The 13,972-nt window shown below is 45.9% G+C and carries 12 protein-coding genes; 5 read left to right on the top strand and 7 right to left on the bottom strand.

The annotated features are described in order from the left end of the window. Nucleotides 1-9: 9 nt before the first annotated feature. From acnD to NB463_RS15140, 5 genes are all read right to left on the bottom strand, one after another. Nucleotides 10-2,601, bottom strand: coding sequence for a Fe/S-dependent 2-methylisocitrate dehydratase AcnD (gene acnD, locus NB463_RS15160; protein WP_258431696.1), 2,592 nt, complete (start codon nucleotides 2,599-2,601; stop codon nucleotides 10-12). 156 nt (nucleotides 2,602-2,757) lie between these two features. Continuing rightward, the gene (gene prpC, locus NB463_RS15155; RefSeq protein ID WP_253645069.1) at nucleotides 2,758-3,900 is read right to left on the bottom strand and encodes a bifunctional 2-methylcitrate synthase/citrate synthase; all 1,143 of its coding nucleotides are present in this window, start codon (nucleotides 3,898-3,900) and stop codon (nucleotides 2,758-2,760) included. Between the two features lie 131 nt (nucleotides 3,901-4,031). Next, nucleotides 4,032-4,928: a methylisocitrate lyase gene (gene prpB / locus NB463_RS15150; RefSeq protein ID WP_005395068.1), complete on the bottom strand. Its 897-nt coding sequence runs from the start codon at nucleotides 4,926-4,928 to the stop codon at nucleotides 4,032-4,034. Nucleotides 4,929-4,940: 12 nt separating this feature from the next. After that, nucleotides 4,941-5,654: a GntR family transcriptional regulator gene (locus NB463_RS15145; RefSeq protein ID WP_005395069.1), complete on the bottom strand. Its 714-nt coding sequence runs from the start codon at nucleotides 5,652-5,654 to the stop codon at nucleotides 4,941-4,943. 265 nt (nucleotides 5,655-5,919) lie between these two features. After that, nucleotides 5,920-6,318 carry a GFA family protein gene (locus NB463_RS15140; protein WP_053807462.1) on the bottom strand — a complete coding sequence of 133 codons (399 nt, stop codon included), beginning with the start codon at nucleotides 6,316-6,318 and terminating at the stop codon, nucleotides 5,920-5,922. A gap of 259 nt (nucleotides 6,319-6,577) precedes the next feature. On the opposite strand from NB463_RS15140, the gene NB463_RS15135 reads away from it, so the two are divergent. The 5 genes from NB463_RS15135 (at nucleotide 6,578) to NB463_RS15115 (ending at nucleotide 11,475) form a co-directional block, all read left to right on the top strand. After that, nucleotides 6,578-7,549, top strand: coding sequence for a tripartite tricarboxylate transporter substrate binding protein (locus tag NB463_RS15135; RefSeq protein ID WP_005395072.1), 972 nt, complete (start codon nucleotides 6,578-6,580; stop codon nucleotides 7,547-7,549). Between the two features lie 239 nt (nucleotides 7,550-7,788). Continuing rightward, nucleotides 7,789-8,283 (top strand): tripartite tricarboxylate transporter TctB family protein, encoded by a 495-nt coding sequence (locus tag NB463_RS15130; protein WP_065646436.1) that lies wholly within the window; start codon nucleotides 7,789-7,791, stop codon nucleotides 8,281-8,283. Nucleotides 8,284-8,302: 19 nt separating this feature from the next. Then, nucleotides 8,303-9,829: a tripartite tricarboxylate transporter permease gene (locus tag NB463_RS15125; protein ID WP_048626439.1), complete on the top strand. Its 1,527-nt coding sequence runs from the start codon at nucleotides 8,303-8,305 to the stop codon at nucleotides 9,827-9,829. A 277-nt stretch (nucleotides 9,830-10,106) separates the two neighbouring features. After that, nucleotides 10,107-10,622, top strand: a complete 516-nt coding sequence (locus NB463_RS15120) for an adenylate kinase (RefSeq protein ID WP_065646435.1) — start codon at nucleotides 10,107-10,109, stop codon at nucleotides 10,620-10,622. An 82-nt stretch (nucleotides 10,623-10,704) separates the two neighbouring features. Beyond that, nucleotides 10,705-11,475 carry a sulfite exporter TauE/SafE family protein gene (locus NB463_RS15115; RefSeq protein WP_005395076.1) on the top strand — a complete coding sequence of 257 codons (771 nt, stop codon included), beginning with the start codon at nucleotides 10,705-10,707 and terminating at the stop codon, nucleotides 11,473-11,475. Between the two features lie 305 nt (nucleotides 11,476-11,780). On the opposite strand, the gene NB463_RS15110 is transcribed toward NB463_RS15115, so the two are convergent. Together NB463_RS15110 and vopD are read right to left on the bottom strand one after the other, a co-directional pair. Beyond that, nucleotides 11,781-12,752 (bottom strand): TAXI family TRAP transporter solute-binding subunit, encoded by a 972-nt coding sequence (locus NB463_RS15110; RefSeq protein ID WP_046874934.1) that lies wholly within the window; start codon nucleotides 12,750-12,752, stop codon nucleotides 11,781-11,783. A 205-nt stretch (nucleotides 12,753-12,957) separates the two neighbouring features. Beyond that, on the bottom strand, nucleotides 12,958-13,962 hold the full coding sequence (vopD, locus tag NB463_RS15105) for a type III secretion system translocon subunit VopD (protein ID WP_065646434.1): 1,005 nt from the start codon (nucleotides 13,960-13,962) through the stop codon (nucleotides 12,958-12,960). Nucleotides 13,963-13,972: the final 10 nt, after the last annotated feature.

The following is a 13,972-nucleotide window of genomic DNA, read 5'->3' as shown; positions in this document are numbered from 1 at the left end:
ACCCACTCCTTATTGCGCCAAGAAATCTTGCGCGAAACGCTGCAAAACACCACCTGCGTTGTACACGTGAACTTCGTCAGCGGTGTCTAGGCGGCAGGTAACAGGAACGTCAACTTTATCGCCGTTGCTACGCGTGATAACCAAGGCCAGATCCGCACCCGGTTTAATCTCGCCAGCTACGTCGTAAAGTTCCGTACCATCCAGTTCTAACGTATTACGGTTTACACCTGGTTTGAATTGCAGCGGCAGTACGCCCATGCCAACCAAGTTAGTACGGTGAATACGCTCAAAGCCTTCAGCAACAATGGCTTCTACGCCTGCCAAACGAACACCTTTTGCTGCCCAGTCACGAGATGAACCCTGACCGTAATCCGCGCCGGCGACAACAATCAATGGTTGTTTACGATTCATGTAGGTTTCAATCGCTTCCCACATGCGTACAACCTGGCCTTCTGGTTCAATTCGCGCCAGAGAACCCTGAACGACTTCACCGTTCTCTTTCACCATTTCGTTAAATAGTTTCGGGTTAGCAAAGGTCGCACGTTGCGCCGTTAAGTGATCGCCACGGTGAGTCGCATAAGAGTTGAAGTCCTCTTCCGGAACGCCCATTTTGGCAAGGTATTCACCCGCAGCACTGCTCGCCATGATCGCGTTGGATGGTGACAGGTGGTCAGTCGTGATGTTGTCGCCCAGAATCGCTAATGGACGCATGCCAGACAGTGTTCTTTCACCCGCCAGCGCACCTTCCCAGTAAGGTGGACGGCGAATGTAGGTACTCATCGGACGCCAGTCGTAAAGCGGACTAGAGCTTTTCTCTGCGTTATCCAGCTTAAACATCTGAATGTAAACTTGCTTAAACTGCTCAGGTTTAACATGAGTACCGACAACTGCATCGATCTCTTCATCGCTTGGCCACAAATCATTGAGATAAATTGGTTTGCCGTTTTGGTCCGTGCCCAATGCATCGCGTTCGATATCGAAACGAATCGTACCCGCTAGCGCATAAGCGACAACCAATGGTGGTGATGCAAGGAAAGCTTGTTTTGCGTAAGGATGGATTCGGCCATCGAAGTTGCGGTTACCAGACAGAACGGCTGTCGCATATAAATCGCGATCAATGATCTCTTGCTGGATTTTTGGATCCAACGCGCCACTCATGCCGTTACAAGTGGTACATGCGTAACCGACGATACCAAAGCCAAGCTTTTCTAACTCTGGTAATAAGCCCGCTTCTTCCAAGTACAGGCGTGCAACTTTAGAGCCCGGAGCAAAAGACGATTTCACCCAAGGTTTACGTACAAGGCCGAGCTCATTGGCTTTCTTCGCGACAAGGCCAGCAGCGACGACGTTTCTTGGGTTACTGGTATTAGTACACGATGTGATAGCAGCGATGATCACTGCGCCATCTGGCAACTCACCTTCTTTCTCTTCCCACGCACCAGAAATGCCACGCTGCGCCAACTCCGATGTTGGTAAACGGCGGTGAGGGTTTGACGGGCCGGCCATGTTACGACTTACTGATGATAAATCGAACTCAAGTACTCGCTCATAAACGGCAGTATCTAGATCGTCAGCCCAAAGACCGGTTTGTTTTGCGTATTTTTCTACTAGAGCAACTTGCTCTTCATCTCGGCCAGTTAGTTTCAAGTAATTGATGGTCTGCTCATCAATATAAAACATGCCAGCTGTCGCGCCGTATTCTGGTGTCATGTTGGAAATGGTTGCACGGTCTCCGATCGTTAGATCGCGTGCACCTTCACCAAAGAATTCAAGATATGAAGAGACCACACGCTCATTACGCAGAAACTCAGTAATCGCGAGGACAATATCCGTTGCGGTGATGCCTGGTTGACGTTTACCCGTTAGTTTTACACCGACAATATCAGGTAGACGCATCATTGATGGTCGGCCAAGCATTACGGTTTCAGCTTCCAGACCACCAACACCGATCGCGATAACACCGAGGGCGTCTACGTGCGGCGTGTGACTGTCCGTACCCACACAGGTATCTGGGTAGGCAATACCCTGCTTCGCTTGCACCACAGGAGACATTTTCTCCAAGTTGATTTGGTGCATAATGCCGTTACCCGCAGGAATCACGCTTACGTTTTCAAACGCTGTTTTACACCACTCGATAAAGTGGAATCGGTCTTCATTACGACGTTCTTCAATCGCGCGGTTTTTATCGAAAGCATCAGGTTCAAAGCCTGCATGCTCAACCGCTAAAGAATGGTCAACGATCAATTGAGTCTCAACCACAGGGTTCACTTTTGCAGGATCGCCACCCTGATCCGAAATAGCATCGCGCAGACCCGCTAAATCGACTAGAGCAGTCTGACCAAGAATGTCATGACAAACCACGCGTGCTGGATACCAAGGAAAATCAAGATCACGTTTACGTTCAATTAACTGTTTTAGGCTATCCGTCAATGTGTTCGGTTCACAGCGACGGACCAGTTGCTCAGCTAGCACGCGGGAGGTGTAAGGGAGTTTTTCATAGGCTCCAGGAGAAATGGCATTGACGGCTTCGCGTGCATCAAAATAATCCAGTTGAGTTCCCGGAAGCGGCTTACGATATTGGGTATTAATATTTGTGTTCATGGTTTGCTTCCATTCAGTCTGTACATCTTGCCTTCATCAACGTTTTTCCATTGCTCCAGAAACATCGTGATGAGAGGGGCTCCTTCCTCTGTCAGAGAGAGGTACAAAGGAAGGAGGTGGTCAATCAAAGCATATGTGCCCTGATTGACCTTCGCGCTAGCGATTCTCGATAGGTACCCATTCTTGATGGTCTGGGCCCGTGTAATCAGCACTTGGGCGAATGATGCGGTTATTGGCACGTTGCTCATAAACGTGTGCCGCCCAGCCCGTTAAACGACTCATCACAAAAATTGGTGTGAACAGCTTGGTTGGAATGTCCATGAAGTGGTAAGCCGATGCATGGAAGAAGTCCGCATTACAGAACAGACCTTTCTCTCGCTTCATCACTGATTCTACACGCTCAGAAACAGCATATAGATGTGTATCACCGACTTGCTGTGACAGCTCTTTCGACCAGCGCTTAATCAACGCGTTGCGAGGATCACTTTCGCGATAGATGGCATGGCCAAAGCCCATGATCTTGTCTTTGTTGGCCAGCATTTTCATGATGTTCGCTTCCGCCTCGTCTGGCGTTTGCCAATCTTCAATCATTTCCATCGCTGCTTCGTTTGCGCCGCCATGAAGTGGCCCGCGAAGCGTACCGATTGCTGCCGTGATACAAGAATGAATGTCTGATAACGTTGATGCACAAACACGCGCTGCAAAAGTTGATGCGTTGAATTCATGCTCAGCGTAAAGGATTAAGGAACAGTGCATCACTTGCTTGTGCAGCGCTGATGGCTTTTTATCTGTAAGCAATCGCAAGAAGTAACCGCCGATGCAGTCTTCGGTTTGATCTTCTGTATCGATACGAACGCCATCGTGACTAAAACGATACCAGTAGCAGATGATAGCTGGGAAAAGCGCCAGCATACGTTCCGTCGAATGCAATTGCTCATCGAAGCTCATTTCCTGCTCTAGGTTTCCTAACACAGAACAACCAGTACGCATCACATCCATTGGATGAGCAGTAGCAGGAATAAGCTCTAACGCTTGCTTAAGCTCAGCTGGTAAGCCGCGAAGGTTTAAGAGATGTGTCTTGTACGCATCCAGTTCTTTCTGAGTTGGTAAGTGACCGCGTAACAGAAGATGTGCAACTTCTTCAAATTGAGCATTATTGGCAAGGTCAGTAATATCGTAACCGCGATAAGTCAGACCGGTCCCCGTTTTTCCGACAGTACATAAAGCTGTGCTTCCGGCGCTTTGACCGCGTAGGCCTGCACCACCTAACTCTGCTTTCTTTTCTGCAGTTTGAGACATTGTTTGAACTCCTTTTCTGTCTGGCTTTGCCCTCTTTGGAGCGTTTTTTAGCCAGACGAATTTCACGTTATTGAATTAGATAAATTCCGATTATCTTTTCTTGGGCTTCCGTCTATCTTTTCTTTTCCCCGCTATTTCCCTTCAGAGAATAGCTGGTCAAGTTTGTCTTCGTAATCGTGGTAGTTCAGGTGCTGATACAACTCTTTGCGTGTTTGCATTGAATCAACCAAAGCTTCCTGATTGCCCACTTCTAGCAAATGCTTATAAACCGTTTCAGCGGCTTTGTTCATGGCTCGGAACGCACTTAACGGGTAAAGCACCATATCGACTTTCGCTTTTGCAAGCTCGTCGCAGCCATACAGTGGCGTTGCGCCGAACTCGGTAATGTTCGCCAGAATAGGAACGTGCTTTCCAGTTGCTTGCTCAAGTGCGTTTGAGAACTGAAGGTACTGATCCAGCTTGGTCATCGCTTCTGGGAAGATCATGTCTGCGCCAGCTTCCACACACGCAATCGCACGCTCAATTGCACTGTCCATGCCTTCAACAGCTAGCGCGTCTGTACGAGCCATAATCACGAAGCTTTCATCATTGCGTGCGTCAACCGCTGCTTTTACGCGATCAACCATCTCTTGCTGGCTCACAATTGCTTTGTTCGGACGGTGCCCACAACGTTTCTGTGCGACTTGGTCTTCCATATGAACCGCAGCAGCACCCGCCTTTTCCATTGCTTTGATCGTGCGAGCAATATTAAATGCGCCTCCAAAACCGGTGTCGATGTCGACCAATAGCGGTAAATCACACGCGTTAGTGATGCGGTCAACATCGACCAGTACGTCGTTCAATGTTGTAATACCGAGATCCGGCAATCCGTATGACGCGTTTGCAATACCGCCGCCAGACAAATAAATCGCTTGATGCCCCAAGTTTTTCGCCATCATGGCGCAGTAAGGGTTAATGGTGCCGACAATTTGCAGCGGATTGTTTTGTTCAATGGCGAGTCTGAACTTCGCTCCCGGTGTTAAGCTCATGACGAATTCCTTCTAGTCTTTGTCTAAACTTTCTGTATGTATAATTTGCGATTGGATGAGCTTTCGACTTCCTGAGATGTGTCTTCTCATCAGCATTTCTGCAAGCTCTTCATCGCGATTGCGAATGGCTTCCAGAATGAATTTGTGTTCAGTCAGCGCTTCATTTGGACGAGATTGCGCGCGCGGTGACTGATAGCGGTACATGCGTAACAAGTGGTAAAGCTCGTCGCACAGCAGAGAAATCAGCTTGCTATTTCGGCTTGCTTGGATGATGCGATAGTGAAAATCAAAATCTCCATGCTGATGGAAGTAAGAGGCTCCCTCCACTTGATCGATGTGCTTAGAATGTGTCGACAATAGCATTTCCAAGCTCAAGAGCTCTTCTTGCGTAATATGTCGCGCTGCTAACCTTGCCGCCATACCTTCTAGCGCTTCGCGAACCGCATAGAGTTCTATCAGCTTTTCTGGAGAAAAAGTGGTCACTCTAGCCCCGACATGAGGAATACGCTCAATGAGCCCTAGCCCCTCTAAACGCATTAATGCTTCACGCAAAGGGCCACGGCTGACTTGATATTTCTTCGCCAGTTCAGGCTCCGAGATTTTATGACCAGGCTTAACATCGCCATTCACAATGACTTCAATCAGTGTTTCTGTCAGTGTTTCTGACTTGGTGTGTTCTTTCTCAGAACCCAGTACTTTATAACGAGTTTTCAACTCAGAGTTCATACTCAGATACTCACGTTACCGACATCAAAATGTCTACAATTTCTTAACCTGAATATAAAGTAGTCGATCAAAGTGTCGACAATCAAGTAAATTGTCGACAATTTAGACTAAGGTCGTAATTTAAATCGACGAAAATCGTCTATTACGGGCTTAATGGAGGGATAATTGCGAAGGAAAAAATAAATTGTCGACACCCAAACACCTCTTAACATAATGATATAAAAGAAAAATAATTAAGCCGTCGAACAATTAAGGATACAAAAGGCTATTCTTTAGGTGAAAATTGCTCAAAAACTTGCTGCGATGTCATCTTTTGTGAGGTGGGATTGAGGTCATAATACGCGGGCTTTTCATCGGTAAAGATCTCTAATGAGAGTTTGAAATCTGGATTGTCGAACAAACCAGCGGAGAGAATGTACTCGCCTGTCGGTAACAAATGATAGAAAAGGTTTGTGCCGCATTCGCCACAAAAACCTCTCACCGCCCAGTCAGACGATTGATAACGCTTTGGCTCGGCCCCCTTAAACGTTACGTTAGGACCACAATGCACAGCATGGAGTGCTCCACTCGACCATTTTCGACACATCGAGCAGTGGCATAGACTCACTTCATTCTTAGCATCTGCGATCACTTCAATAGCGCCGCACAAACATGTCCCTTTCATTCTCTGTTTCCTTATTCGTTTGATGTCATTCCATTATGACGCAATTGTTAGCACGCACGCGTGATGTGCAACCAATTTTTCAGCGTGAACTTTATGAACAAAATATCCGTTATGCTCAATATTCTCTTTATCGACGTTTTAAAGACATCAATTTAACACTTGATTAACCTTTGACACATCAGCATCCAGTTCGAGTTAAAAGCTGAAACAAAAATAAGACTCATCTAAAAATAGAGTCACCAACATAAGGAACGTGAACATGTTAAAGGTAATCAAACCAACGCTCGCCGCATCGATCATCGCAGCTTCATTTTCATTTAACGCTTTTGCTGCTGATGTAGAAAAAATGCATTTCTTGATCCCTGGAGGTGCCGGTGGCGGCTGGGACATGACCGCACGAGGTACAGGTGATGTGCTACTCAAATCAGACATCGTTGAGACGGTATCTTTCCAAAACCTTTCTGGTGGCGGCGGCGGTAAAGCCATTGCGCACTTGATTGAAACGGCAGATCGCCAAGAAGATACGCTGATGGTGAATTCAACACCGATCGTCGTTCGCTCTCTAACAGGTATTTTCCCTCAATCCTTTAGAGATCTCACTCCCGTTGCAGCCACCATTGCGGATTACGGTGCCATCGTAGCCTCTGTTGATTCGCCATACAATTCTTGGGAAGACGTAGTAAAAGCATTTGAATCTAACCCTCGCAAAGTGAAAATTGCGGGTGGCTCTGCTCGTGGCTCGATGGACCACCTCGTCGTTGCCGCCGCATTTAAAGGCGAAGGATTTGATGCGCGTAAAGTTCGTTACATCGCTTACGATGCGGGCGGTAAAGCCATGGCAGCCCTTCTTTCAGGCGAAACTCAACTGCTCTCTACGGGCCTAGGTGAAGTACTGGAGATGTCAAAATCTGGTCAAGTCAAAGTGCTAGCGGTAACTGCACCAAAACGCCTAGAAGCCGCACCAAACATCCCTACGCTAACAGAATATGGTAACGAAACTGTCTTCGCTAACTGGCGTGGATTCTTTGCTGCACCAGGTACTAGCCAAGAAAAGCTGGATGAATGGAATGCAGCATTTACCAAAATGTACAACACTGACGAATGGCAAGTCGTCCGTGACCGCAATGGTTGGATAGACAACTACAAGGCGGACAAAGCGTTCTTCGCGTTCCTTGAAGAGCAAGAGCAGCAAATGGGTGACTTAATGCGTGAGTTAGGCTTCCTAAAGTAACAGTCGAACTGGGTCCCTCAGATTCCAACCTCACCCAATAACGTGGGGTTGGTATTTCCCCAACTGTATTTGCACTCTAAGTTTCACCGTATATGGATATTGTCGACAATCGGCATGCACACTCCTTTGTTTATATACCCAAAGCAGCTCGACTAGCAGCGAAATGCTTAATTGTTAATGGTTTAGTTTATTCATTAACGTCCATATGCGGTCTTTTTTATTTTTGTTAGGAGTTGAATATGTCTCGTTCAACCAACTTTTTCACCAAAGAATATTTGCTCTGTCGTGACCGTGTCGGCGCAATGATCTTTCTACTCTTCTGTCTTTGCTACGGTTATCAAACCTCACAAATTCCATTGTTCCCTGGTGATGAATACGAACCGTTCACCGCACGTACTTTGCCAACCATCCTGACTTACGTTGGTGCAGGCCTTTCTTTGTTATTGCTGGTAACAGGACAACCAGATAAACAAAGTGGCGCGGTGCTGAACTTTAATTGGAAGTTACTGATCGCTTTCTTGGTTTTGATGGCGCTTTACGGCGTGGGCCTGACTTACCTAGGCTTTGTTATAGCTACAGGCTTCTTTTTATTGGCTGGCTTTTATCTGCTGGGGGAAAAACGTAAACCCGTTCTGTTCGGCGCGTCGTTTCCATTCGTGATCGCGTTCTATTTATTACTCACTCAAGGTTTGGACATCTACCTCGAACCGGGTTTGATTTTCACCATCTGGTAGTCAAAGAAAGGACTGAATTATGTTAGATGGAATTCTACAAGGTTTATCCACTGCAGTAATGCCAATGAACATCATGATGGTGATCGTTGGTTGTTTCGTCGGTACATTTATCGGCATGTTACCTGGGCTTGGGCCGATCTCAGCCATTGCTTTGATGATCCCAATTACTTATGGCCTAGAGCCCTCTTCTGGCCTTATTTTGATGGCGGGTGTTTATTACGGTGCGGTATTTGGTGGTTCTACGTCGTCGATTTTAATTAACGCGCCGGGTTGTTCTTCAACCGTGGTGACAGCATTCGACGGCTACCCGATGGCTCAAAAAGGCCAAGCAGGTAAAGCATTAGCTTTGGCAGCTTATTCGTCTTTCACTGGCGGTACGCTATCTGCCATTATGTTGCTTGTTGCCGCACCAGCATTGGCTAGCGTCTCCCTTAGCTTCCAATCGTCGGACTATTTTGCGTTGATGCTACTCGGGTTATCAGCAGTCGCGGCTTTTGCGGGGAAAGGTCAGGTAATCAAAGCGTGGATGATGACCATTCTTGGTTTGATGCTATCTACAGTTGGTATCGATAAAGGCGTAGGCGTTGAACGCTTTACCTTCGGTTTAACGGATTTAATGGATGGCTTTAGCTTCTTGTTGCTTGCAATGGCGACATTCGCACTGGGCGAGACGCTGATGGGCATTCTTAAACCATCAAAAGACACCAGCGATGAAGAACAGGAAAAGCTGAGTAACATTGGCTCAATGAAAGTGACGAAGGAAGAAATCAAAGACGTCGCGCCTGTTTCAATTCGCTCTTCAATATTAGGTTTCTTCACTGGCGTTCTTCCTGGCGCAGGAGCAACCATTGCTGCTTTTTTAAGCTATGGTATGGAGCGCAACCTCGCACCTAAAGAGAAAAAGGAAGAGTTCGGTAAAGGCAGTATCCGTGGTTTAGTCGCGCCAGAATCAGCGAACAATGCAGCCTCTAGTGGTTCATTTGTACCGCTGCTAACGCTTGGCATTCCAGGTTCTGGTACGACAGCTATTATGCTCGGCGCGCTGATCGCTTATGGTATTCAACCTGGCCCTCGCCTGTTTGTTGAACACCCAGATGTGTTCTGGTCAGTGATCATTTCCATGTACTTCGGCAACATCGTACTCGTGATCCTGAACTTACCGTTGATTCCGTACATTTCAAAGCTTTTGGCGGTTCCAAGAACGGTACTTCTGCCGATGATTTTATTCTTCTCAATCACCGGAGTTTATTTGGTCTCCTTTAATACTATGGATGTGTTCGTGATGCTGATTGTCGCTATGGCTGCCATTGCACTTCGACTCGCTAACTTCCCACTTGCGCCTTTATTGCTGGGTTTCATCCTTGGGGGATTAATGGAAGAGAACTTACGCCGCGCATTAATGATTTCAGACGGCGAATTGAGTTTCCTATGGGAGCGCCCTATTACCCTTACCTTTACTGTTTTGGCCGTATTGGTACTGGCAAGTCCACTAATCGTAAAGCTGATTCAAAAGTTTAAAGCACAGCCAGTGAGCGTTGAGCAGTAATAACTGTCTCTTACAACCTAGATAAAGCCATCCATCGCGATGGCTTTTCTTTCTCCTATCAAATCGTTCACTTATTAAGCAAAATAATATTGACAAGTCATCGCTTATATATAAAGGTAGTTGCATGAACACACACTTAGCGCAACTTAACCAACGAATTATCATCATTCCATAGGAATGGTGGGATATTTGATGCGCTCAATATTTATCGAACCCACCCATAGCGGTGGGTTTTCTGTTTCTACCGTATGGGGAATACTCTCTTGGAGGCGGTCACATGCAAAAAATAGCAGTTTTTGGTAAACCCGGCAGTGGAAAATCGACGGTAAGTAAAGCAATCGCGTCTGCTACCGGTCTCCCTCTTCATCAATTAGATTCAATAGTCTATAAACCAAACGGTGAGCCCGTTGAGCGTAACGTTTTTGATGAAGCACATAGCAATATACTTAGCTCAGATCGTTGGATTATAGATGGTCTGGGGCCTATCAGCTCTTTTAATGCTCGTTTAGATGCAGCCGATACTCTCGTTTATATTGATCTACCATACTCCGCAAGCTATTGGTTTGTGACGAAACGTCTCCTTAAAGGACTATTTATTAAACCCGAAGGTTGGCCTGATGGCAGTTCGGTATTGAAAGGGACATTACAAAGCTACAAAGTTCTTCAGCAATGCCCTGCATTCTGGAATGATGACTTTATGTCTCGTCTCGAAGGGTACTCTCAAAGTAAAACCGTTCATGTCATCAAAAACGTCACAGAACTGAACAATTTTGTTTTAGAGCGGGTAAAGTAAACTTCATATCAGAACACTAGAGCATGTGGGATGGGCCATCTAAAGCTCTAACAATGAAAAAAGAACATAACAAGGATTGTTTATGCTTTTAGAACTAGCGCTTTTATTCGTTGCCGGCGTAGTTGGTGGGATCATTAACTCCATTGCGGGAGGCGGAAGCTTTATTACTTTTCCGGCCCTATTGGCGGTTGGTGTGCCTCCAATTATGGCCAATGCAACAAATACTTATGCTTCATGTGCGGGGTACATTAGCGGAGCCGTTGGCTTCAGAGAAGAGATCATGAAGAACAAACAAGAACTGTTGTTCACAGTCTCATTCAGTTTAGTAGGTGGCGCTGTCGGAGCATATCTGCTGCTCAACACACCAGAATCGCTATTTTTGGAAGCCATTCCTTGGCTGCTCTTGTTTGCCACCGTACTTTTCCTGACTGGTTCTCGTTTAACAATGCTTATCAAAACTGTCGCGAAAGAGCACAAACACGCAGGAATACTCGGAGCAATCGCTTTGGGTCTATTACTTGTTGGTGTCTCTGCTTACGGTGGTTTTTTCAACGCAGGTTTAGGGGTTATTGTTCTGAGTTATCTGGTAGTAGCGGGTCACCAAGACATTAATTTAATGAACGGTTTGAAATTGCTGGTATCTACGTGTGTTTCACTCATTGCTATCGTGATATTTGTTGCGAATGGTTCCATTGACTGGCGCACAGGTAGCGTTGTTTTGGTCGGTACGTTGGTGGGTGGTTATCTTGCAGCTCGTGTATCTCGTCAACTTAATCCCAATCATGTTAAAGGGTTTGTTGCTCTTTCTTCTATTCTGATCACTATCTACTTTTTCATTGATGTTTATGCTTAAGCAAAACTTGTACAAGTGGATAACGCTCCTGCAAAAAACGCCATCGCGAAAGATTAATGCTGATCGCTTAACGAGGTTTTTGTGTCATTACAGCGAGCCTTGGCGTGACTAGGGATCTAATAGCAATACGCTGAGCGGCTAATGAAACAATTTTGACCATAAAGGGCTCGGATAGAAGATCCTGTATCACGCTCCTTCGTCGCTGTACAGGATGACGAGAAATAGAAATATGCCACTCGCTGTTAAACGAGTGGCATTAATCGAGAAAGATGGCGTTTTACATCAATAAGAAGAGAAAGTAACGGTTACTTAATCAGCCCTACTTCTTTGTAGTATTTAAGCGCACCTGGGTGAAGAGGCGCAGATAAACCGTCTTTTACCATTTCCTCTTTCTTCAAGTTCGCAAACGCTGGGTGGAGACGGCGGAAATCATCGAAGTTTTCAAATACCGCTTTAACCACGTTATAAACCACATCTTCTGGTACAGCAGTAGAGGAAACAAACGTCGCACCCACACCAAAGGTTTGAACATCACTATCTGTGCCACGATACATACCACCCGGTACATTTGCGACACGGTAGAAGCTATTGTCTGCAACCAATTTTTCTACATTAGGTCCAGCTACCGTTACGATATTACTATCACACGACGTAGTAGCTTCTTTAATCGCTCCACTTGGGTGACCAACGGTATAAATCATCGCATCAATTTTGTTATCACAAAGTGCTTTTGATTGCTCTGCTGCTTTTAACTCAGACACAAGCTTAAAGTCATCGTTACTCCAGCCATACTGGCTCATTAACACTTCCATGGTGCCTCGTTGACCAGAGCCAGGGTTACCAATGTTGACGCGCTTACCTTTCAAATCATCAAAAGTTTTGATGTTCGCGTCTTTACGTGCAACGACAGTGAACGGTTCTGGATGAACGGAAAATACGGCGCGTAGTTCTTTAAAAGGCCCGCTTTCTTTAAACTTGCTGGTTCCTTTATAAGCATGATACTGCCAGTCTGATTGAGCGATACCGAGATCCAGTTCACCAGCACGAATAGTGTTGATGTTATAAATCGATCCCCCGGTACTTTCTACCGAACAACGAATACCGTGCTCTTCTCGCGATTTATTGACTAAGCGACAAATTGCTCCACCAGTCGGATAATAAACCCCTGTTACGCCACCAGTACCAATCGTGACAAACGTTTCTTCCGCAGACGCAGAAAAGCCTGTTGTGAGTGCCGCTAAAGAAGCAGCAAGTGCGATTTGCTTAAACTTAAACATTGAACATCCTTTTTACCTGTGTTGATGACCGTTTAAGTATAGCAACCGTTAACAATTTGATAACGTTTGAGTTCTCATCTTTGAAGGTTGAATTATAGATATGTACTTTTTCATCAACGTAACCTACTGATAAATAATATCTATACTTGAATTGCACAAAAAAAGCGTTGTATAAACAACGCCTTGTAGTTAGTAAGATGGACGGTTACACCGTTGGGACTGACGCTCGCCACGCTTGGTTCTGACTATCTGAGATAGAACGGAACAAGTCACGTAGTTCTTTCAATAAGCCTTCTTGGAAACCAATGTTTTCATCAGCTTTCTGTTTGGCTGCTTGTGCGCGAGTCGCTTGTACTTCATCATCTTTGCTGCGCGCTTGCGCTTTGGTTTGCTCTACATTCGATGCAGAGTTTGCCATCTGGCCCAAAGCTTGAAGAATGGCGTTCTTCGCTTGGTTTGAACTCATCAGCTTATCGAACTTACGACCACCACTTGTCAGCTGTGCTGTCGTGTCCGCGATATTGTCTTTTGCTAGTGAGTGCGCACGCTTAACCTGATCTTGCTGAGTTTTAGATAATCCATTGTTATTCATCAACTCTTCTGCTTGTTCAAAGCCTGCTTTTTGCGTCTTCAGTACATTATTGCTTGCCATTTCATTCTTGATTTCTTTCCCCGCTTTGAAAGAACCAAGCGCACCAATAATGGCTGTTGCTCCCGCTAATACACCCGAAACAACTGCCATAGCGATCATCGCGCTTGCTGAGTTGTTTAGTTCTGCCGCTTGGCTTTCTAAGCTCGCAACGTTTGCTTCTACAGCAATTTCACGCTGTAGCACTTGCTGCTCACGGCTCAATTTTGATACTTGATACAACAATGTTAGTAGCGTCAACGATTGTGATACCGCATCTGATGGTGACTTGATCACCTCTTCACCGTTAAGCGCTTTCATTGTTGTGCTCATTAGCGAACTGACCGTCGGTGCAAGAGCGTTCATTAAGTTTGCAACAACTTGAGCTTGGTTGCTCACTGCTGGTGCTTTAGGAGCCTCTAACTGGTAGCGTGCTGCACCAGAAACACCTGATTCACTTTGGCTTTTAATAGCGCCCGCTTCAAGCTTTGTTTCTGGTGTTTTTTCTGCTTTGGTTGTTTTGATAGTGTCGCCTAAACCATACAGTTCGCCGCGTCCCGTTCCGCCTACTTTATCTAGCATAATAAACTCC

The organism is Vibrio sp. RM-41-2B, from assembly GCF_024744415.1.
In the GTDB taxonomy this organism is placed as follows: Bacteria; Pseudomonadota; Gammaproteobacteria; order Enterobacterales; family Vibrionaceae; genus Vibrio; species Vibrio diabolicus.
This window is presented reverse-complemented; position numbering and strand designations above follow the sequence as displayed.